The organism is Ruegeria sp. CE8 (assembly GCF_056537465.1).
This window is the reverse complement of the sequence record NZ_JBQFRP010000012.1, coordinates 97753-119191: the sequence shown is the minus strand read 5'-3', so window position 1 is coordinate 119191 and position 21439 is coordinate 97753. Positions and strand designations below refer to the sequence as shown.

Below are 21439 nucleotides of genomic sequence, written 5' to 3'. Positions count from 1 at the left end.
CATATCAGGAACGCCCTTGAATCAGGGTTGCGCATCGCAATCTCATTTTCGACAGGGCTTGGTTCCTTGGTTACCCAAAGACCATAGCAGATCAGCAAACTAAATTCGTCCAGTTGCCAACATTCGTCCCTGACCTCCCTGATGCCCGTCAGTTCGGTCGCTGGAACAGCCTGTCCCCCCAAGCGAGTGAATCGCTGTATCAGTGGTAACAAGAGGCTGCGGTTCCCGGCAACGAAACTCTGATGTTGACTCGCGTCTTTGGCCGAAAGAATCTCTCAGATTTGTGAAGGCGCGGCATTCAGGCAACAGCAAAAAAAAAGCGCCACGAATTGTGACGCTTTTTTGGCAATTGAGCTTTAGATAGTTGACCCAAGGTCAACTCGGAGTCTTAGCCCAGCGCTTTTACACGAGCCGACAAGCGCGACATTTTACGCGACGCGGTGTTCTTGTGGAAAACGCCTTTTGTAACGCCGCGCATCAGTTCGGGCTGAGCTACGCGTAGAGCTGCGGTTGCAGCGTCTTTGTCGCCGGATGCGATCGCTTCTTCTACTTTACGCAGGTAGGTACGGATGCGCGAACGACGTGCTTTGTTGATTGCGAAACGCTTCTCGTTCTGACGAGCGCGCTTTTTAGCCTGGGGCGAATTTGCCATGTGTCTCTGACCTTTGGTTCGGTACGTTATCTAGGGAAGCGCGCCACGGAATATCCGCACCGGATCAGAAATCACGAGTGTGAGTCGGGCCAAGCGGGCCGCACGCGCATGTATAGCGGCGCTTACTACCCAAGTTGGCCAGATTTGCCAAGCCGATTCTTTTGAGACACATGGCAGGTATTAAAAAGGCGGGCAAAGACCCGCCTGTTCCTATCCGATCAGGGCACCGCTTATTTGTCGCGGAACTGAGCAGCCCGTTTTTCCAGGAACGCGGCCATGCCTTCCTTCTGATCCTCGGTCGCAAACATCGAGTGGAACACGCGACGTTCAAACAGCATCCCTTCGCTGAGCGGCAGCTCATAGCTGCGGTTCACGGCCTCTTTGGCCGCCATTGTGCTCAGCTGGGACTTCTCGGCGATCTTCTGGGCCGCACCCATCGCCTCGTCCATCAGCTTTTTGGCGGGAACGACGCGGCTGACAAGGCCAGAACGCTCCGCCTCTTCGGCGTCCATGAAGCGGCCGGTCAGGTTCATGTCCATGGATTTGGACTTACCGACAAAGCGGGTCAGACGCTGGCTGCCGCCCAGCCCTGCAATAACGCCAAGGTTGATCTCGGGTTGACCGAACTTGGCCGTATCGGCAGCGATGATGAAGTCGCACAGCATCGCCAACTCGCACCCGCCACCCAGCGCATAGCCTGCAACGGCCGCGATGATCGGCTTGCGGATCGCGCAGACACGGTCATTCAGATCACCAAACAGGTTCGAGCTGTAGACGTCCACAAAGCTCATCTCGGACATTTCCTTGATGTCCGCACCTGCCGCGAACGCCTTGTCCGAACCGGTAATGACAATGCAGCGCACTTTGTCATTGGTATCCGCATCTTCCAATGCGGTGCACAGTTCCTGAGCCAGCTGTGAATTCAGCGCATTCAGCGCGTCGGGTCTGTCGAGCTTGATAAGGGCGACGTGGTCTTCGATTTCGACGATGATCGTCTCAAAAGCCATGAGGTGAAAGCTTCCGGTTGTTCCGTTCAGGTACGATTCCTTATCACGCGAATTCGCTGGATCAAGTTATCTTTGGCATTGCGCACAATAGAAGGATGAGCGACCGGACTGGGTGATTCTCTTGATCGGGGCACCGCAGCCCTCGGTCCGGCACGGCTCATCCTCGCGGCCATACACGTCGAAGCTGTGCTGAAAATATCCAAGTTCTCCATCGGCTTGGCGGAAATCGCGCAGGGATGAGCCACCCGCTTCGATGGCGTCCTGCAGCACTTTTCTGATGATGGGAACCAAAGCTGCAACGCGCGTTGAAGAAATCTGCCCGGCTTTGCGACGTGGCGACACTCGGCCGCGATAAAGCGCCTCACAGACGTAGATATTCCCTAATCCAGCAACGATTCCCTGATCCAGAAGCGCAGATTTGACCGGAGTGTTCTTGCCGCGAAACGCATCAATCAGGTGTTGCTCGTGAAAATCGTTACCCAGGGGCTCGGGCCCAAGAACCGAAAGCAGCTTGTGATCATCCGCCGTGGCCGTTTGCAACAGGTCCATTGCACCGAACCGGCGTGGATCATTGAATGTAACCCGCGCGCCATTGGCCATGTGAAAGACCACATGGTCATGTTTTTCCGGCATCGGATGTTCATGCACGAATTGCCCCAGCGGATCTCCGGATACGGTCATCCGGCCTGACATCCCGAGGTGAATCAGCAATGTTTCACCGCTGCTGAGATCGGCAAGAATGTACTTCGACCGCCGGCGCAATCGCTGAACCGTCTGCCCGGTCAACCGCTCGGCCATCCGATCAGGGAAGGGCCAGCGCAGATCGGGGCGATTCACGTCGGCACGTTCGATCACCACACCCTCCATCGCGGGGCTCAGGCCGCGTCTTACTGTCTCGACCTCGGGCAATTCGGGCATTTGAGGGCTCCTAATTCAAAGGGCCGCATTGTGCCCCGGTTCCAGAGCCCTATAACAGAGGCGAAATTCGACAAACGGCAAGGCAAATGTCCGACAACAGCGACAAGACCACTCATTTCGGGTTTGAAACCGTGCGCGAGGCAGAAAAGGCCGGGCGCGTGCAGGGCGTGTTCAACTCGGTCGCCTCGAAATACGACGTGATGAACGATGTCATGTCGATGGGCATTCACCGGGTCTGGAAAGACGCGATGATGGACTGGCTTGCGCCGCGCCCCGGTCAACGCCTGCTGGATGTGGCGGGTGGCACCGGAGACATCTCGTTCCGGTTCCTGAAACGCGCAGGCTATGGCCATGCCACGGTTCTGGACCTGACCGAACCCATGCTGATCGAAGGCCGCCAACGCGCCGAAGCCGACCAGATGGTCGACAGCCTAAACTGGGTGGTTGGCGATGCCATGTCGCTGCCCTTCGACGACAACACGTTTGACGTCTACACGATTTCATTCGGCATCCGGAACGTGACTCGCCCGCAAGAGGCACTGAATGAGGCATTTCGAGTCCTGAAACCCGGTGGCCGCCTGATGGTGTTGGAGTTCAGCCAGCTGCCCAATGACGGGTTGCAAAAGCTCTATGACCTCTACAGCTTCAACGTCATCCCGCGCATGGGCAAGTTGATCGCCAATGACTATGACAGCTATCAGTACCTGGTCGAATCGATCCGTAAGTTCCCCGATCAGGAAACTTTCCTGGGAATGGTGCGGGCCGCAGGTTTTGAAAACGCCAAGTACCGCAACCTGAGCATGGGCATCGCCGCGCTGCATTCCGGCTGGAAAATCTGATGCGCGGCCCTCACAACATCATTCGCCTGATCCGGACAGGCGCCACTCTCGAGCGCACAGGCGCCATGAACGTTGTGCTGGACGCGTTCGAGGCTCCTCGCACGATACGTTTTTTGGCGCATGCCTTGGGCAAGCCGTTCCAATGGCTGGGCTATAAAGGCGATCCCGACATGCCGCCCGCCACTCGGGCACTGACGGCGCTGGGACCTGCCTATATTAAGTTTGGCCAAGTTCTGTCGACCCGGCCCGACGTGGTCGGCAATGAACTGGCCGAACAGCTGCGCGTGTTGCAGGACAAACTGCCTCCATTCTCACGGGCCGAAGCGATGGCCGAAGTCGAAAAGGAACTGGGCCAGCCGGTTTCCGAGATGTTCAGCGAGTTCAGCGACCCCATCGCTGCGGCCTCGATTGCTCAGGTCCATAAGGCCAAACTGGTCAGCACCGGCGAGGACGTGGCCGTCAAGGTCCTGCGTCCGGGAATCGAGCGCGCCTTCCGCAAGGATGTCGACGCGTTCTATTTCGCCGCCCGCATCGTTCAGTTGTTCGCGCCCGGCGCGCGTCGCTTGCGGCCGATGGAGGTAATTGAACATTTCGACGGGGTCGTACGTGGCGAATTGGACCTTCGTCTGGAAAGCGCTGCCGCGTCTGAATATGCGGCCAACACAAAGAATGATACCGGGTTCTGGCTGCCGCCTGTGGTCTGGTCCCTGTCGGCCCGCCGCGTGATGACGCTTAGCTGGGCCGACGGTATTCCGCTGGGTGACAACGCCGCGTTGGACGCTGCCGGGCATAATCGCCCCGACTTGGCGGAACGCGTCCTGCGCCTGTTCCTGTTGCACGCGCTGCGCGATGGGTTTTTCCACGCCGACATGCATCAGGGGAACCTGAAGGTCGCGGCAAACGGTGACATCATTGCCTACGACTACGGCATCATGGGCCATATCGACGAATACACCCGCCGCGTTTACGCCGAGATCCTCTTTGGCTTTATCCGTCGCGACTACAAACGCGTGGCCGAGGTGCATTTCGAAGCGGGCTACGTCCCGGCAAATCAGGATGTCGATGAATTCGCCCGCGCTCTGCGCGCGGTCGGTGAGCCCATCTTTGGCATGGACGCGACCCATATCTCAATGGGCCGCCTGCTGAACTACCTGTTCGAAGTGACCGAACGGTTTGGCATGGAAACCCGGACCGAGTTGATCCTGCTGCAACGCACAATGGTGGTTGTCGAAGGTGTCGCGCGGTCACTGGATTCGCACATCAACATCTGGGAAGTCGCCCGACCGGTTGTCGAGGATTACATCAAGCAATCCATCGGCCCCCGCGCGGCTCTGCGGGATTTTGGCAAAACGGCCATGGTATTGGCCCGCTTTGGCCCCCGCTTGCCTGCTTTGGTGGAGAATGCGCTGATCGCTCAGACGCAGAAAGACGATGCCCAGAACAAAGGAATTTCGGCAACCATTCTGCCCGCAACCATCGGGGCCGCCGCCGGAGCCGCAATTGTTCTGATCCTGGCAGCCTTCACCTAAACCCTATTCGTCAGCTTCATCTGGCTAAAAATATCCTCGGGGGGAATCGCGCCCAAGGCGCGATGGGGGGCAGACAGCCCCCCTGCTCCGGTGGGGATCAGAGCCGCTCGAACGCGATGGCAATACCCTGTCCGCCGCCGATGCACATGGTGACCAACCCTTTGGATCCACCAATGCGCTCCAACTCATACAGCGCCTTCAATGTGATGATCGCGCCCGTCGCTCCGACCGGATGACCCAAGGCGATCGCGCCACCGTTCGGATTCACCTTGCCGGCGTCCAAACCCAGCTCTTTGTTCACAGCCAATGCCTGAGAAGCGAAGGCTTCGTTGCTTTCAATCACGTCAAAGTCGTCCACGGTCAGGCCAGTACGCGCCATAAGGTTCTGCACGGCGGGCACCGGTCCGATCCCCATGACCTCGGGGCGGACACCTGCGTGGCCATAACCCAGAATGCGCGCCTTGGGTTTAAGACCCGCTTTTTCCGCAGCCTCCGCCGTAGCGAGTACCATCGCTGCCGCACCGTCATTGATCCCCGACGCGTTACCGGCAGTCACGCGTCCGTCTTTCTTGAATGCCGGACGCAGACCAGCCAGAGCCTCAACCGAGGTCTTTTTCGGGTGCTCGTCGACCATGAAATCGACCATGTCGCGCTTTACTTTGATCTGAACCGGGGCGATCTGGCTTTGGAAATAGCCCGACTCGATGGCCGCTGCTGCGCGGGTCTGGCTGGTCAGGGCAAACTCGTCCATCTGTTCGCGAGTGACCTGATGTTCGTCAGCCACGTTTTCAGCCGTCACCCCCATATGGCCGGTGCCAAAGGGGCAGTTCAGCGCGCCCAGCATCATGTCCAAAGACGTGACATCGCCCATTTTGGCACCCCAGCGCGCCTGAGGAACGATGTACGGGCTGCGCGACATGCTTTCCGCGCCGCCAGCCACGGCGAACTCTGCATCGCCCAGCATTAGTGACTGCACGGCGGAAACAATCGCCTGAGCCCCCGACCCGCACAACCGGTTTACGTTCATCGCTGGAGTCTCGTTCGGAATGCCCGCCTGTTTTGCGGCTGCACGGGACAAATACATGTCACGCGGTTCGGTGTTAATGACATGACCAAAAACCACGTTGCCGATCTGGGCCGCCTCGACCCCGGACTTCTCCATCGCCGCCTCGGTCACGACGGTTGCAAGATCAATCGGTGCGGTTGACGCCAGCGCCCCGCCAAACGTGCCGATCGCGGTGCGGGCACCATCAAGAATCACGATGTCTTTCATGTCTCTTCTCCTCTGGGGTTTGGCGGAACTATGCATCTGCGGCATCAGGCTGTCCCATGGAACGTACCGTCACAAGCAGAATTGACATCCGCAGGTCAAAAGCGCATGAGATTCCGTCATGACGGAAAACTCAGACGATATCCTGACACGCCTGCCTGCTCGCCTGAAAGAGGCACGCCGCGCCAAGGGCCTGTCGCTTGAAGCCGTTGCAAACCTCAGCGGTGTATCCCGATCCATGGTCAGCCAGATCGAACGGGGCGAAAGCAGCCCGACGATTTCGACCCTGTGGAACCTGACCCGCGCCTTGCAGGTCGATTTCGCCGGGCTGCTGGAAGAAGCGAACAGCGCGGACCAGATCGAGGTTCTCAGGAAATCCGAAGTGCCCAGCATCGACAACATGGGCCAGAATTGCCGGATTCGCATTCTGTCGCCACCCGAAGAGGCGGGTGGTCACGAGGTCTACGACATTGAATTCGACAAAGACGGCGCCCTGAACAGCCAGCCCCATGCTCGTGGAGCAAGAGAGCAACTGACTGTGCTGGAAGGCGCCGTACGCGTGACCTCTGGAACTGCTGTCAGTGACATGCAGCAGGGTGACACCGCACGCTATGCGGCAGATGTCGCGCATTCGATCATCGCCAATGGGCCTGCGCGGGTCTTCCTGATTGTAAAAAACGCCTGACGCCGGCAAAAATCCGCCTTCACGGATTTTTTTCTCGTATATTGTAATTCCCCCATTTGGGAATTACGTCCGTTATGTTAGATATGCGACTCAGACAAACGGAGACCGCCATGGCTGATGCATTCCTGTCCCACATCACGGACACCCTCGCGCAGATCGAATCTGAGGGTCTGTATAAACGCGAACGAATGATCACCTCGCCTCAGGGCGGTGAGATTACGGTGGGCGACAAACAGGTGATCAACCTGTGCGCCAACAACTATCTGGGTCTGGCCGACCACCCTGCCCTGATAGACGCCGCCAAAGGCGCGATGGAGCCCAAGGGGTTCGGCATGGCCTCGGTCCGCTTCATCTGCGGCACGCAGGACATTCACCGTGAGCTTGAGCAGAGGTTGGCAGGGTTCCTGAACAAGGACGATTCGATCCTGTTCGCCGCCTGTTTCGATGCCAATGGCGGACTGTTTGAGCCCTTGTTAGGGCCGGAAGACGCCATCATCTCGGACAGTCTGAACCACGCCTCGATCATCGACGGGGTGCGGTTGTGCAAGGCGAAACGCTATCGCTATCTGAACAATGACATGAACGACCTCGAAGCCTGGTTGAAACAGGCGCGCGAGGATGGCGCACGGCACATCATGATCGCCACCGATGGTGTATTCTCGATGGACGGCTATCTGGCCAACCTGCCCAAAATCCGGGAACTGGCCGACAAATACGACGCCATCGTCATGGTGGATGACTGCCACGCCACAGGCTTCATGGGGCCAAACGGCGCGGGCACACCGGATCATTTCGGTGTCGATGTGGACATCCTGACAGGGACTTTGGGCAAGGCACTTGGGGGGGCAATCGGCGGTTATATCGCCGGGCCGCAGCCAGTGATCGATCTGCTGCGGCAGCGGGCGCGGCCCTATCTGTTCTCAAACTCGCTGCCGCCATCCATCGTCGCCGCAGGTATTGAGGCGATCCGTTTGGTCGAAGAGGGCGATATGCTGCGCGCCCAACTGTTCGGTAATGCCAAATACTGGCGCGCGGGGCTTGAGAAGCTGGGCTTCGACCTGCTGCCGGGTGAACATCCGATCATCCCTGTCATGCTGGGTGAAGCAACGCTGGCGCAGGAGATGGCATCCCGTCTGTTCGATGAGGGTGTCTATGTTTCGGGCTTCTTCTTCCCCGTCGTCCCGCGCGGGCAAGCGCGGATCAGAACGCAGATGAATGCGGCTCTAACAAAAGGCGAATTGGACCGTGCACTGGCGGCCTTTGGGAAGGTCGGCAAGGAACTGGGAGTGATCTGATGCGACCCAACACGATGAAAGCCCTTGAGAAATCCAAGCCTGAGGAAGGCCTGTGGATGGTCCAGGCCCCGGTGCCTGATATCAACGCGGACGAAGTTCTGATCCGCATCAACAAAACCGGCATCTGCGGGACGGATATTCATATCTGGAACTGGGATGAGTGGGCCGCAGCCACGGTGCCAATCCCGATGATCACCGGCCACGAATTCGCAGGTGAGATCGTCGAGATTGGCCGCAACGTGTCCGGTCTTGAGATCGGTCAGCGCTGTTCAGGCGAGGGTCATCTGATCACCACCGACAGCCGCCAGAGCCGCGCCGGGAAGTTCCACCTCGACCCCGGCACTCGCGGGATCGGCGTGAACGAACAGGGCGCTTTTGCCCAGTACCTGAAACTGCCCGCTTTCAACGTAGTACCATTGCCTGATGATGTGCCTGATGAGATCGGCGCGATACTCGACCCGTTGGGCAACGCCGTTCACACCGCGCTCAGCTTTGATCTGCTGGGCGAAGACGTTCTGATAACCGGCGCAGGCCCTATCGGGATCATGGCCGCCGCCGTTGCGCGCCATGCCGGCGCCCGGCATGTGGTAATAACGGATATCAACCCCGATCGCCTGACGCTTGCCGAACATGTGGTACCAACGGTACGGACGGTCGATGTCAGCAAAGAAGACCTGCAGGACGTGATCGCGGAACTGGGCATGAAAGAAGGCTTTGACGTTGGCCTTGAAATGTCCGGTTCGCAAATCGCGCTGGACCAGATGGTCGAGGCGCTTGTGATGGGCGGCAAGATCGCTTTGCTGGGCATTCCGCCCGGAAAATCTCCGGTCGATTGGTCCCGTATCGTGTTCAAGGCAATCACCATCAAAGGCGTTTACGGCCGAGAGATGTTTGAGACCTGGTACAAGATGATCGCCATGCTGCAGAACGGTCTGGACGTGAGCCGGGTGATCACTCACCGCTTCGGTGTCGATGATTTTGCCGAAGGCTTTGCGGCTATGAAATCGGGTCAATCCGGCAAGGTCGTTCTGGACTGGACCTGATGCTCTGGAACTGCGCCGGTTCAGCCCCTAAACAGGGGTGAACTCAGGCGTTGGAGGGGCAAATGGGTGACAAAAAAGAAGACAGGTTTCAGGAGCGCGGGATCGAGGACTCGCTGGTTACCGATTTCGCAGAAGCCCATCGCAACAGCTATGGCGATTTCCTTCAGCTTAAGACCCTGCTGAACCTGCAAAAGACCTTTCAGGACCCGGCTCAACCGGATGAGATGTTGTTCATCATCATCCATCAGGTCAGTGAGCTGTGGCTGAAACTGATGCACCACCAATTGCTCGAGGTGCGCCGGTTCCTGCAACAGGACGATTTTGGTCAGGCGATGAAAAATCTCGACCGGATCAAGGCGATCCAGCGGCAATTGATCGCCGCGTGGGAAACGTTGCTGACCATGACCCCCGCCGACTACATGACCTTTCGGCAGGCCTTGGGCAGTTCCTCTGGCTTTCAGAGCTATGGCTATCGCCAGATTGAGTTCATTCTGGGCAACAAGGACGCCTCGACCCTGAAGGTTCATGAACATGATCCCGAGGTCATGGAGATGCTGAACGCCGCCCTGACCAAACCATCGCTGTATGACGAGGTGCTGTTCATGCTGGCCCGCCAAGGGTTTGACGTGCCGCGGGAACTACTCGATCGCGACTTTGCGCAGCCCTATTCCGGCGATCCGCGCATCGTGAAAATATGGGTTCAGGTGTTCCAAAACACCGAGAAACACTGGGATTTTTATGCGCTGGCAGAAAAGCTTATGGACGTAGAATCGCTGTTCCAGCGTTGGCGCTTTGATCACGTCACGGCGGTGGAACGCGTGATCGGCAACCAGCCGGGCACCGGCGGTTCCAGTGGCGTGTCCTTCTTACGTAAAGCCTTGGATTTGCGATTCTTCCATGATCTCTACGACATGCGCACCGAACTGATGTATGCCGAACAGGAGTAAGTGATGCTGTACCGTGGATTTTCTCAGGACGAGTTGGAACGGGAATACGCGCCCAGTTCGATGATCGGCGGCGACTTGACCCCATATCTGGAAAGCTACGCCGCACTCAGCGCGCAACATCGGGCACAGATGGAGGTGATCGGGAACGTCTCGTACGGTGAGCCTACGGCGCAGGTATTGGATTTCTTTCCTGCGAAAGGTGCGGGCGCGCCGCTGCATGTCTTTATTCACGGCGGCTATTGGCAGGCTCTAAGTCAGCGAGAATCGGCGATTATGGCCCCGGCATTGGTTGAGGCCGAACAGTCCTTTGCGACCCTGAATTACACGCTGGCCCCGGATGCACGGATTGGCGACATGATCGATGAATGCCGCGACGCCTTACTGTGGTTGGCAGCCAACGCGCCTGATCTGGGGTTCGATCCATCCCGCGTCACACTGTCGGGACACAGCGCCGGGGCGCATCTGGCGGCAATGGTCATGGCGACCTCGGCCGATGCATTGGCCCGCGCAGGATTACGCGTGCGCGATGTGATTCTGATCAGTGGTATCTATGACTTAGAGCCTATCAGCCAGACATCGGTAAACGACCCTCTGCAACTGACCCCAGTCGAAGTGCATGATCTGTCCCCAATCCTGCATCTGCCCACCCCCGGCTCGCGCTATCACGTGACAGTGGCCGAGCGTGACACGCCCGAATTCATCCGTCAAAGCCGGGACTATGCGGAATTGCTGCGCAAGGGCGGACACTCGGTCAGTTTCGACCTGAAAAAGGGCATGCATCATTTCGATATCATCCTGCATCCCGGCACCTTCCTACCCGCGTCGCAGTAATTCTTTACCGCACGAAAGACCCGCAACCGTGTTTCAGTGTTCTCTGAGCGGCTAGGCCGCCACGGCCTTCGTCACGACGGAAGGGATCGGCACATCCCAGATTGGCCCGGTTCCATGCTTTTCCAGCACCCGGTCAATGACAGACTTGCGGATTGCAGAGGCGTATTCTTCCGGCTGCGGGCGCAACAAGCCCCCCCCGCGCGCGGTGCCTTCGCGAAAAACTCAAAGGGCGCACCAGGGTCGTCCACGCGCCACATCGAATCGACCGTTACAATTGAGAAATCCTCAAACCCGGCGGTAGACAGGGCCGGAAAGGACAGCGCAGGGTCTGCGTAGTCGTTCGCACCAGGCACGGGCGGTAATGTGATATCAGGGTGGCCGTGCTCTGCAATTGCATCAAAGACATACCCGAGCGCGGAATCTACCTCGGGTCCACACCAGACTGAGAAAGCCAGTTTTCCCCCGGGGCGCAAAACGCGACGGGCCTCTTCAAAGACCGCCAGAGGATCGGGGACATGCGGAATGCCGAACCCGATGGTAACGGTGTCAAATTCTTCATCATCGAAATCCAGGCCCATCGCGTCGCCCTCTACAAATCGCGCCCCGGGCACCGCGTCCCGCGCCATTGCGAGCATAGCTGGCGAGAAATCGACACCAATTGCGTTTGCCCCGGCGCGAACCAGTCCAGCGGTCACATTGCCATGTCCGCAGCACAGGTCGAGCGATTTGGTGCCCGGTCCGGATGCAACTGCCGCGATGAGATGGGGAACCACCATGTTGGCGGCCCGGGCGAAAGTCTGAGCGTAGGATCGCGCAACATGCGCATCCGATCACTCGCGCTTTTCAAGCGCCGCGAAACTATCTGCTTCCGCCATCGGCTGTCCTTTCCGGCACCATTTGCAAGCTTAGCACATTTCTCGGCTATTCTCGCCCCGCGCAGGTCAGGCGTCGCCCGTTGGTCAACACCCTGAATGTTTGAAGGATTCGGACTGCCGGGGCATGTAGGTATCCCACAAAAAAAGCGGCCCCGAAGAGCCGCTTATTTCTGTTTCCATGCTGTACCAAATCAGTCCAGCGTACGTGTGACCTCTTCGCGCTCGAAGATTTCGATTACGTCGCCGGCGCGGATATCGTCGTAGTTTTCGAACGCCATACCGCATTCCTGACCCGACTGAACCTCGGCCACTTCGTCCTTGAAGCGCTTCAGCGTCTTCAGCGTGCCTTCGTGGATCACCACGTTGTCGCGCAGCAGACGGACGCCTGCGGAACGGCGGGCAACGCCTTCGGTAACCAGGCAGCCGGCAACCTTGCCAACGCCAGTGACCTTGAAGACTTCTCGGATCTCTGCGTAACCGATGAACTTCTCACGGATCTCGGCGCTCAGCAGGCCGGAAGCGGCGGCTTTCACGTCGTCCACGAGGTCATAGATCACTGAGTAGTAGCGAATCTCGACGCCCTTCTGGTTCGCGGTATTCCGCGCCGACGCGTTGGCACGGACGTTGAACCCGAAGATCGGCGCGCCTGAGGCTTCGGCAAGACCAACGTCTGTCTCAGTAATCGCACCAACACCCGAGTGCAGAACGCGCACGCGCACTTCGTCATTGCCGATCTTCTCCATCGCCTGAACGATGGCTTCGGCGGACCCTTGCACGTCCGCTTTCATCAGAATCGGCAGCTCGGTGACGTTTTCATCTTCCTTGGCCTTCTGCATCAGTTGCTCAAGTGTGGTCGCGGCACCGGCGGCGGCGCGTTTGTCCTTGGCGGCCTGTTCGCGATATTCGGCGATCTCGCGGGCTTGCGCTTCGGTCTCGGTCACGTTCAGAACGTCACCGGCCTCGGGCGTGCCGTTCAGACCCAGAACCTCGACCGGAACCGAGGGGCCAGCTTCCTTGACGCGTTCGCCTTTGTCGTTGATCAGCGCACGAACCTTACCGTACTGCTCACCCACAACGAAGATGTCACCCTGATGCAGCGTGCCGTTCTGAACCAGAACGGTGGCCACAGGACCACGACCCACATCCAGCTGTGCTTCGATCACAGCACCTTGGGCGGCGCGGTTCGGGTTGGCTTTCAGTTCAAGGATTTCGGCCTGCAGCGCGATGGCTTCCAGCAACTCGTCCAGACCCTGGCCGGTGATGGCGGACACTTCGACGTCCTGAACCTCACCCGACATTTTCTCAACGATCACTTCGTGTTGCAGAAGATCGGTGCGGACCTTGTCCGGGTTTGCATCCGGCTTGTCGACCTTGTTGATCGCCACGATCATCGGCACACCGGCCGCTTTCGCGTGGTTGATCGCCTCGATCGTCTGCGGCATCACCGCGTCGTCTGCGGCAACAACCAGAACCACGATATCCGTGACCTGAGCACCGCGCGAACGCATCGACGTAAAGGCCGCGTGGCCCGGCGTGTCCAGGAAGGTCAGCGTGGTGCCGCCATCGGTTTTCACCTGATAGGCGCCGATATGCTGGGTGATGCCACCGGCCTCCCCCGCCACAACGCGCGCGTCGCGGATCGCATCCAGTAGCGAGGTCTTACCGTGGTCAACGTGGCCCATGATGGTGATGACCGGCGGACGCGGCTGCAGATCGCCTTCGTCGTCTTCGACCTCTTTGATGACGTCTTCCACGTCCGAATCAGAGACGCGAGTCACCTTGTGGCCAAATTCTTCGATGATCAGCTCGGCAGTATCGGCGTCGATGGTCTGGTTCTGCGTGACCATCATGCCCATCTGCATCAGCGATTTGACAACGTCAGCCACACGCTCGGCCATACGGTTGGCCAGCTCCGAGACCATGATCGCCTCGGGCAGTTGAACGTCGCGGATCACCTTTTCCCGCTCGACCGGGCCGCCCATGGCCTTCTGACGCGCGCGCTCCTGCTTGCGCTTCATCGACGCCATCGAGCGTTGACGGTTGCCTTCGCCACCGGTCGCCTGACCAAGTGTCAGCTTGCCCGAGCGACGGTTGTCGTCACGACCCTTGCCACGACCACGCTGTTCGCGTTCGCGGTCCTGTTTGCGCGGAGTTGCAGCCGGTGCAGGTTTACTTGCCGGGGTGCGGGCCGCTTTGGGCTCTTCCGGTGCAGGCGCTGCAGCAGCGTGTTTGGCGGCTTCTTCCGCTTCTTTGCGCTTGCGTTCTTCTTCTTCGGCCTTGGCGCGTGCACGTTCTTCGGCCTCACGCTGTTCGCGTTCCTTGGCCTCTTGTTCCGCACGGCGGCGGGCGCGCTCTTCTTCACGCGCCTTTTCCGCGGCTTCGCGCGCAGCGGCCTCTTCGGCCTCGCGGGCCTTGGCGGCCTGCAACGCCTTCATCCGGCGTGCCATTTCCGCGTCAGAGATACCCGCAGGGCGACGCGACGGATCACCCGAGGGCGTTGCTCCGCCACCCGGTTTGCCGGCGCCCGGCTTGGGAACCACCACGCGTTTGCGTTTGGTTTCCACCACGACATTCTTGGTGCGTCCGTGGCTGAAACTCTGTTTCACATTTCCGGGACGTGCCCCGCCACGAAGACCCAATGTCTTTTTGCCGTCATTATCGCTCATAAAGCTTCTTACCCTTCCGCGCGGCCCCTGCCGCCGTCATCCGTTTCGCGCAAGCCACGCAGGCGCTGCGCTTCCTCTACAACACGTTTGGCGAGTCCACCAGAGGCCAAGGCCGCATGAATCACCGTTTGGCGCCCAAATGCCTGTCCTAACTCGTCCGCAGTCAGCCAACCGATGTATTTTCCGAAATGCGGCGTACTCAGTTTCGACTTGCCGCGTCCCGATCCATCAGAGGCCTGTATCAGCACCTGGGCCTCTTCCCGGTCCAGCCACGTTTTGACCTTTTCATATCCGGCGACCGCATCGCCGGACTTGCGCGCAAGGCTCAGCAACTCGATCACACGGCGCGCAACCTGACGTTCCACTTCATCCGCCAGATCCCTTGGCACGCTTACTTGCGCCTTAAAACCTCGCGCAAACAGCTTCTTACCAACGGCCTTGTCCAAGGCGCTGCGATCCGCAGCAACATAGACACCACGCCCCGGCAGCTTCGCCGCGACATCCGGAAAGACCTGACCGTCCGGTCCCGTCACAAAGCGGATCAACCCAAATTTCGGTTGAACTTCGCCCGTGGCGATGCACTTGCGTTCAGGTCCTTCGGACCGATCCTTATGGATACCACCGCGACCCATATGCGCCACCCGAGGCCTGAAATCAGGCCTCGGCCTCCTCTTCGGCAACTTCACCGTCAACGTCTTCTTCGGCCTGTTCCAGCTCAGCCGGATCGACCCAGCCCAGCATGACACGGGCGGTCATGACCAAATCCTGCGCTTCTTCCAGCGAAACGCCGAATGGTTCGAGTACACCGTCATCCTTGATTCGCTGGCCGTCGACCGTGGTCCAACCACCGGCCAGTTCCCAGTCGGCGCAGGTGGCGAAGTCTTCCAGAGTCTTTACATCGTCCTTGGCCAGTGCCTCAACCATCTGGGGTGTCAGGCCTTCGAATTCAATAAGGCTGTCTTCGGCACCCAGTGAACGGGCGCTTTCCAGTGCGGCCTTGGCCTGAGCCTCAAGGAACTCGCGTGCACGAGTTTGCAGCTCTTGCGCGGTGCCTTCGTCGACGCCGTCGATGACCAGAAGTTCGTCAATCTCGACATAGGCAACCTCTTCGAGGTTGGTGAACCCTTCCGAGACCAGCAGCTGCGCGAAGAACTCGTCCAGATCCAGACTGTCCATGAACAGCTTGGTACGGGCTTCGAATTCCTTCTGACGACGTGCTGATTCTTCGGCTTCGGTCATGATGTCGATATCCAGACCGGTCAACTGGCTGGCCAGACGCACGTTCTGGCCGCGGCGACCGATGGCCAGCGAAAGCTGCTCTTCCGGAACAACCACTTCGATCTTGCCGGCTTCTTCGTCCAGAACCACCTTGGAGACCTCGGCGGGCTGCAGCGCGTTCACCAGGAAGGTCGGCTGATCTTCGTTCCACGGGATGATGTCGATCTTTTCACCCTGCAGCTCGTTCACAACGGCCTGCACGCGGCTACCGCGCATACCTACACAGGCACCGACGGGGTCGATCGAGCCATCATAAGAAATTACAGCGATCTTCGCGCGCGAGCCGGGGTCACGGGCCACAGCTTTGACCTCAATGATGCCGTCATAAATTTCCGGCACTTCCATCTTGAACAGCTCGGCCATGAATTCCGGCGCGGTGCGCGACAGGAAGATCTGGTGGCCACGCACTTCGCGGCGGACTTCCTTGATGTACGCACGCACGCGGTCATTCGGGCGATAGCTTTCGCGACCGATCTTGTCATTGCGGCGCAGAACAGCCTCGGCACCGCCCAGGTCGACGATGACATTACCAAATTCTTCGCGCTTGACCGCACCGTTGATGATGGTGCCCGCGCGATCCTTGAATTCTTCGTATTGACGATCACGCTCGGCTTCGCGAACCTTCTGCAGGATCACCTGCTTGGCGGATTGAGCAGCAATACGGCCCATTTCAACCGGCGGAACCTCTTCGACGAAGACATCGCCAACTTCGGGAGCTTCCATGTACTGCTTGGCTTGCTCGACGGTCATCTCGGACTGATAGTTCTCCAGCTCTTCATCCTCAACCACGGTGCGGACGCGGGTGAAGGTCGCCTTTCCGGTCTTGCGGTCGATGGAAACGCGGATGTCCATTTCCGCGCCGTAGCGGCTCTTGGCGGCGCGGGCGAGCGATTCCTCCATCGCTTCGACAACCAGACCGGGGTCGATCATCTTTTCGCGGGCCACGGCCTCGGCGGTCTGCAGCAGCTCCAGCTGGTTGGCTGAGGTGATTGCCATCAGTTCGTCTCCTCTTCGGACCCTTCGGTCTCAATCTCGTCGAAAGCGTTTTCGTTCAGGGCACCGGCGTCTTTGCGCTGGCGCAGCATTTCCTTGATCAGGTCATCGGTCAGGACCAGCTTGGCATCACTCAGCCAGTCGAATTGAAGACCGATGGTAATCGTCTCGTCCCCTTCCGGGATATTGATCAGAACCTCATCCCCTTCGATCCCGGCCAGTTCGCCTTTGAAGCGGCGGCGGCCATCGATCAGTTCAGCCGTTTCAACCTTGGCCTCATACCCCTCAAAGGTCTCGAAGTCTTTGAGGCGCGTCAAAGGACGGTCGATACCGGGGCTGGATACCTCAAGCGTATAGGCGTCGAGGATCGGGTCCTCGACATCCAGCGTGGCGCTGACTGCGTTCGAGATTTCGGCGCAATCATCCACTTCGATGCCGCCATCGGGCTTGTCTGCCATGATCTGCAGCGTGGTCTGCTTGCCGCTCATCAGGCGGATACGGACCAGCTCATACCCCAGATCCTCGATCACGGGGGTGATGATCTCGGCCAGTCGCCGATCAATGGCCGCTTTGGCTATCAGGTCGTTTGTCATCTGGTACTCTACCCTTCAACCGGGCACAAAAAAACGGGCGCGCGGCCCGTCGATCTTTTCCGGTGGTGCCCCGGACCGTAGCCCGACACGCCGCTGTTAACGGCCATATAGCCGCGCAAATGCGAGATTGCAAGCCCACAGCACCCGCTTTAGCAATCACAATATCATTCCGAGATTATCCACTCGCCATCGTCACAGACATAAGGGCCAACGCGATCCCCGTCTTCGTAAACTTCGCCGTCAAAAAGGCATTGCCTGCTCTGTGCCATTGCGGCACTGGTCGGGGCGACAGTTAACACTGAGATGGCAGCGGCCAGAACAACGAATCCCTTCATTCCAAGCTCCTATTCCGCCGATGACGCAAAAAGCGCCGGTTGCGTGTTGCGCGGGTAGATGATCACGGACAACGTCCCCCTACCCAATAATTGTTCGGACTGCGCCAACCTGGGTGGGAACAACTGATCGAAGGCGGCACGGTTCAACCCCAGCTTCATTTCCGACCCCGAAAGAAACTCGAACGGAGTCCGGGCGGCACAGGAATGAAAAACCGCGTTTTGGTTCAAAGTGAACTGGCGCATGATGTTGGATGAACCACCTGTCGATTTGACCAGAACGGTGATCCCCTGTTTCAGAAAGCTGTCCGGACAGGTGAACACCATCGGTTTGCCGCTTCCATCCGTCTGAGACAGCAATACGCCTTCGGCCGTCACCTCATGCTTGAAAGGGCTGAATACGGTCTCCTGTTCGATGAAGTTGGTGTAGAGCGTCGCAAACAGCTGGCTGTCGTCATGCGGTTCGGCCTTTAGCCCGTCATACAGGTCGGCAATTGCTTGCCACATCCGGGAATCAGCCCCGCGCAAGGTTCCCGGCAGAGAGAATGGGCCCTCCAGATCATATAACACGTCGCGGAGCCGGACCGACAAAGGATGATCTTTCTCCAGATCTCGTATCCGGTCAGCCAACGCCGTATCGTCCACCGAATAGTAGCCGTGCGACTGCAATGTCCGCGTCAAAGCCCGCATATCCGAGGTCTTTTGAGCGATGCTTTCGCTGTCGTCGCCAGGCGTTGGCTCAACAGCTTCAAACCCGATATCCAGCAGTTGGGTCAGTGACTGCCCATCGCGGGCATCGAAGACGATTGTGCCGTCTTTGCTGACTTTTACCGTCACGTCTTTGCCCGTTTCCAAGGCAAACAGAGCGACATAGGCAAGAACGCCCGATAAAACGATTATTGTTATGTTCTTTAATACTTCGACCTTCATGGGACTTCTCCCATTCGCGAAACATTTAAACTAATGAAGTGTACACAATAGCAAATATTTGCACAAAGTTGAAGTCAGGCGAGTTGTCGGCGATTAAATCAACCACCACCGTTCAGCGACTCGCCCATCGTCCAGTGGTCGGTCCGTTCCGACCTGACGCGGCATGCCGACATGCCCGGCAACGGCCAGCGCCATGTCCGTTTCGCTTGGGAAAAAGCGCAATCCGCGTTGACCGTTCAACCCCTGACCATGCGGCAGCGCTGCGATATCCACATAACCGTCGCGCAAGGCTTCGGCGCGGACGCGCGCGTCGGGAATCACGATGATCTCCAAGGTTTCAGCCCAGCCTGCCGAACCGTCCTTGTAGTGACCCGCGATCCGACGCCCAAAGAAGTGGCGATCGTCTTCCGCGCGCTCGACGCGATAGCATCCCGTGCCATTTGCATTCTGCAAGGGCGTCACACCCTGCCCGTCTTGGGTAATGACAAATCGGCTGTCGGCAAGCAGGAACGGCAGGCCCGGATTGGCCTCGGTCAACTCCAGCCGCACGCGGTTGTCAGCCAATGCTTCGACCCGTCCGACATCGCCCAGCACCGCCATCACATCTTGTAAATCCAGACGGGCACCATCGTGGAACACAGCGTTATCACGCAGGTCAAAGGTCCAGACACGGGCCTGCGCGTCGGTCTGCCAGCCGGTGGCCAGCTCACCCCGCAGGGTTCCGTCGGGCGCAATTTCGGTGAGTGTATCGAACACTGCGCCACGGGCGACCTGCTCAAGGCTGTCATCGCGCGGCACCGCCAGACGCAGCGATCCGCCGACCTTGGGTGTATCCGCCAGCGAAGCACCCGTTGCGGCAAGCAGGGCAGCAGCGGCACCAGATGCAAACAAAGCTCGGCGGTCGATCCGGGTCATGATGCGCCCTCTACCACACGGTCCATGATGCGGACAAGTTCAGCGCTGATTCCGGGTTCGGACAGGGCGTGGCCTGCCTGACGAACCATCTTCAGCTCGGCATTCGGCCAGCGCTCGGCCAGGTTCCAAGCGGCCTGAGGCGGACAGATCATGTCATACCGTCCTTGCACGATGTGGCCGGGAATATGCGCGATCCGGTCCATCTGATCCAGAATCTGACCGTCCCATTCCAGAAACGCCTTGTTGATGAAATAGTGATTCTCAAGCCGCGCAAAGGCCCGCGCATATTCACCCGGACTTTCACCGGTCGCACCGTGCGAATGGATCGAAGCCAGCGCGTTTTCCCAGCTGGACCAGGCCCGCGCATACAGAATCTCCGTGGCGCGATCGCCCGAGAACAGACGTTTGTTATAAGCGCTGATGGCATCGCTCAGCTCATTTTCGGACAGCAGGGCTGTGAACTTGGACCATTGCTCCGGCCAGAACTTGCCTGCGCCACCTCCGTAGAACCAGTCCAGCTCGGCTTGCGTCGCCAGAAATACACCGCGCAGCACCAGCCTGTTCACCCGGTCCGGGTGAGATTGGGCGTAGACCAGCGCCAGAGTCGCCCCCCAGCTGCCGCCAAAAACGGTCCAGTCTTCGATGTCCAGCAAGGTCCGCAACCGTTCGATATCGGCCACCAGATGCCAGGTGGTGTTGTCCGTGACCGAGGCGTGCGGGCGCGATCGTCCACATCCGCGCTGATCAAACAGAATCACCCGATAGACGTTCGGATCGAAATAGCGCCGCATGGCAGGGCTGCAGCCGCCGCCCGGTCCCCCGTGCAGAATCACCACCGGAATGCCGTTGGGACTTCCGCATTGCTCCATATAAATACGGTGCCCGTCGCCCACATCGACCATGCGCTGGTCGAAAGGGTCGATCGGCGGGTACAGATATTGAACTGCGCGCTTTTGGTCCGGGTACTTGTCCATTATGGCCCTATATAGTCCTTAAGCGTAAAAGAGCATACGGAGACAGGAATGCAAGCGCATCCGAACACGGTTGACCCTTCCGAGATCGCAAAATTCGAAGCGATGGCTGCGGAATGGTGGGACCCGCATGGAAAATTCAAACCGCTGCACATGCTCAACCCCTGTCGTCTGGATTATATCACACAGCAGATCGCAGGCGAATTTGATCGCGATTTGAAGTCGCCAAAGCCCTTCGAAGGTCTTCGTTTACTGGATATCGGCTGCGGCGGCGGGTTGCTGAGCGAACCAATGGCGCGGTTGGGGGCCGAGGTCGTGGGAGCCGATGCCGCCGAGGGCAACCTTCCCGTCGCCCGCATTCACGCGGAACAGTCCGGGTTGGACATTGACTATCGCCACACCACTGCCGAGGACATGGCCGCTGCGGGTGAGCAGTTTGACGTGGTTTTGAACATGGAGGTGGTCGAACACGTGGCCGACCCCCTTGGCTTTCTGACCGCATCGCAAGACTTGCTGAAACCGGGCGGATTGCTGATCTGTTCGACCATCAACCGCAATCCGAAATCCTATGCGATGGCCATCTTCGGGGCCGAGGTCGTCATGCGTTGGCTGCCGCGCGGCACGCATGAATGGAACAAGTTCATCACCCCCGATGAGTTGTTCGACCTATTGCGCCAAGCTGGGTTGGAGCCGGTGGACCGCAAGGGATTCGTGTTCAACCCGATCTTGTGGAGCTGGTCGATCTCGGACCGGGATTTGAGCGTGAATTATGTGACGGCGAGTGTGAAGCCGGGGTAAGATGTGTTTTCAACCCATCTTGCAAGCTTTTTTGATCTTGAGCGATGGGTTAGAAGCCCATCCTAGGCTTGC

21 protein-coding genes are annotated in these 21439 nt (G+C 58.7%); 8 read left to right on the top strand and 13 right to left on the bottom strand.

Features of this window, described 5'->3' with window-relative positions:
- Nucleotides 1-388: 388 nt before the first annotated feature.
- The 3 genes from rpsT to mutM all read right to left on the bottom strand — a co-directional run bounded on the left by rpsT (nucleotide 389) and on the right by mutM (nucleotide 2577).
- Complete coding sequence (gene rpsT / locus ACR0AA_RS18340) at nucleotides 389-652, bottom strand: 30S ribosomal protein S20 (protein WP_480756618.1); 264 nt, start codon at nucleotides 650-652, stop codon at nucleotides 389-391.
- A 230-nt stretch (nucleotides 653-882) separates the two neighbouring features.
- Entirely contained in the window at nucleotides 883-1659 is a 777-nt protein-coding gene (locus ACR0AA_RS18335) for an enoyl-CoA hydratase (protein WP_480665424.1), read from the bottom strand.
- Between the two features lie 66 nt (nucleotides 1660-1725).
- A complete protein-coding gene (gene mutM / locus ACR0AA_RS18330) occupies nucleotides 1726-2577 on the bottom strand; it encodes a bifunctional DNA-formamidopyrimidine glycosylase/DNA-(apurinic or apyrimidinic site) lyase (RefSeq protein ID WP_480665425.1) in 852 nt (283 codons plus the stop codon).
- A gap of 86 nt (nucleotides 2578-2663) precedes the next feature.
- Between mutM and ubiE the strand changes: the two genes are divergently transcribed.
- Together ubiE and ubiB are read left to right on the top strand one after the other, a co-directional pair.
- Nucleotides 2664-3416 (top strand): bifunctional demethylmenaquinone methyltransferase/2-methoxy-6-polyprenyl-1,4-benzoquinol methylase UbiE, encoded by a 753-nt coding sequence (gene ubiE, locus ACR0AA_RS18325; RefSeq protein ID WP_480665426.1) that lies wholly within the window; start codon nucleotides 2664-2666, stop codon nucleotides 3414-3416.
- The gene (gene ubiB, locus ACR0AA_RS18320; RefSeq protein ID WP_480665427.1) at nucleotides 3416-4945 is read left to right on the top strand and encodes a 2-polyprenylphenol 6-hydroxylase; all 1530 of its coding nucleotides are present in this window, start codon (nucleotides 3416-3418) and stop codon (nucleotides 4943-4945) included. The genes ubiE and ubiB overlap by 1 nt, the downstream gene beginning before the upstream one ends.
- A gap of 97 nt (nucleotides 4946-5042) precedes the next feature.
- Here the strand turns inward: ubiB and ACR0AA_RS18315 are convergent, their stop codons facing one another.
- The gene (locus ACR0AA_RS18315; protein ID WP_480756615.1) at nucleotides 5043-6218 is read right to left on the bottom strand and encodes an acetyl-CoA C-acyltransferase family protein; all 1176 of its coding nucleotides are present in this window, start codon (nucleotides 6216-6218) and stop codon (nucleotides 5043-5045) included.
- Between the two features lie 118 nt (nucleotides 6219-6336).
- Here ACR0AA_RS18315 and ACR0AA_RS18310 point away from each other — a divergent pair, with 118 nt between their 5' ends.
- The 5 genes from ACR0AA_RS18310 (at nucleotide 6337) to ACR0AA_RS18290 (ending at nucleotide 11016) form a co-directional block, all read left to right on the top strand.
- Entirely contained in the window at nucleotides 6337-6900 is a 564-nt protein-coding gene (locus tag ACR0AA_RS18310) for a helix-turn-helix domain-containing protein (RefSeq protein WP_480665429.1), read from the top strand.
- A 110-nt stretch (nucleotides 6901-7010) separates the two neighbouring features.
- Nucleotides 7011-8195, top strand: a complete 1185-nt coding sequence (locus ACR0AA_RS18305; protein ID WP_480665430.1) for a glycine C-acetyltransferase — start codon at nucleotides 7011-7013, stop codon at nucleotides 8193-8195.
- Nucleotides 8196-8209: 14 nt separating this feature from the next.
- Nucleotides 8210-9238, top strand: a complete 1029-nt coding sequence (gene tdh, locus ACR0AA_RS18300; protein ID WP_480665530.1) for an L-threonine 3-dehydrogenase — start codon at nucleotides 8210-8212, stop codon at nucleotides 9236-9238.
- Between the two features lie 62 nt (nucleotides 9239-9300).
- Complete coding sequence (locus ACR0AA_RS18295) at nucleotides 9301-10185, top strand: tryptophan 2,3-dioxygenase (protein ID WP_480756610.1); 885 nt, start codon at nucleotides 9301-9303, stop codon at nucleotides 10183-10185.
- 3 nt (nucleotides 10186-10188) lie between these two features.
- Nucleotides 10189-11016 carry an alpha/beta hydrolase gene (locus ACR0AA_RS18290; protein ID WP_480665432.1) on the top strand — a complete coding sequence of 276 codons (828 nt, stop codon included), beginning with the start codon at nucleotides 10189-10191 and terminating at the stop codon, nucleotides 11014-11016.
- Nucleotides 11017-11087: 71 nt separating this feature from the next.
- Here the strand turns inward: ACR0AA_RS18290 and ACR0AA_RS18285 are convergent, their stop codons facing one another.
- From ACR0AA_RS18285 to pip, 9 genes are all read right to left on the bottom strand, one after another.
- A complete protein-coding gene (locus ACR0AA_RS18285; RefSeq protein WP_480756608.1) occupies nucleotides 11088-11792 on the bottom strand; it encodes a class I SAM-dependent methyltransferase in 705 nt (234 codons plus the stop codon).
- A gap of 290 nt (nucleotides 11793-12082) precedes the next feature.
- Nucleotides 12083-14557: a translation initiation factor IF-2 gene (gene infB, locus ACR0AA_RS18280; protein ID WP_480665434.1), complete on the bottom strand. Its 2475-nt coding sequence runs from the start codon at nucleotides 14555-14557 to the stop codon at nucleotides 12083-12085.
- Between the two features lie 8 nt (nucleotides 14558-14565).
- Nucleotides 14566-15189 (bottom strand): RNA-binding protein, encoded by a 624-nt coding sequence (locus ACR0AA_RS18275; RefSeq protein ID WP_480665435.1) that lies wholly within the window; start codon nucleotides 15187-15189, stop codon nucleotides 14566-14568.
- 22 nt (nucleotides 15190-15211) lie between these two features.
- On the bottom strand, nucleotides 15212-16831 hold the full coding sequence (nusA, locus tag ACR0AA_RS18270) for a transcription termination factor NusA (protein WP_480665436.1): 1620 nt from the start codon (nucleotides 16829-16831) through the stop codon (nucleotides 15212-15214).
- On the bottom strand, nucleotides 16831-17421 hold the full coding sequence (gene rimP, locus ACR0AA_RS18265) for a ribosome maturation factor RimP (RefSeq protein ID WP_480575208.1): 591 nt from the start codon (nucleotides 17419-17421) through the stop codon (nucleotides 16831-16833). Before rimP ends, nusA begins: the two co-directional genes overlap by 1 nt.
- A gap of 164 nt (nucleotides 17422-17585) precedes the next feature.
- Nucleotides 17586-17756 (bottom strand): hypothetical protein, encoded by a 171-nt coding sequence (locus ACR0AA_RS18260; RefSeq protein ID WP_480665437.1) that lies wholly within the window; start codon nucleotides 17754-17756, stop codon nucleotides 17586-17588.
- A 9-nt stretch (nucleotides 17757-17765) separates the two neighbouring features.
- Complete coding sequence (locus ACR0AA_RS18255) at nucleotides 17766-18683, bottom strand: hypothetical protein (RefSeq protein ID WP_480756603.1); 918 nt, start codon at nucleotides 18681-18683, stop codon at nucleotides 17766-17768.
- Between the two features lie 93 nt (nucleotides 18684-18776).
- Nucleotides 18777-19598: an ABC transporter substrate-binding protein gene (locus ACR0AA_RS18250; RefSeq protein WP_480665439.1), complete on the bottom strand. Its 822-nt coding sequence runs from the start codon at nucleotides 19596-19598 to the stop codon at nucleotides 18777-18779.
- Nucleotides 19595-20572, bottom strand: a complete 978-nt coding sequence (pip, locus tag ACR0AA_RS18245) for a prolyl aminopeptidase (RefSeq protein WP_480756600.1) — start codon at nucleotides 20570-20572, stop codon at nucleotides 19595-19597. The genes ACR0AA_RS18250 and pip overlap by 4 nt, the downstream gene beginning before the upstream one ends.
- A gap of 48 nt (nucleotides 20573-20620) precedes the next feature.
- On the opposite strand from pip, the gene ubiG reads away from it, so the two are divergent.
- A complete protein-coding gene (gene ubiG / locus ACR0AA_RS18240) occupies nucleotides 20621-21367 on the top strand; it encodes a bifunctional 2-polyprenyl-6-hydroxyphenol methylase/3-demethylubiquinol 3-O-methyltransferase UbiG (protein ID WP_480665441.1) in 747 nt (248 codons plus the stop codon).
- Nucleotides 21368-21439 lie beyond the last annotated feature (72 nt).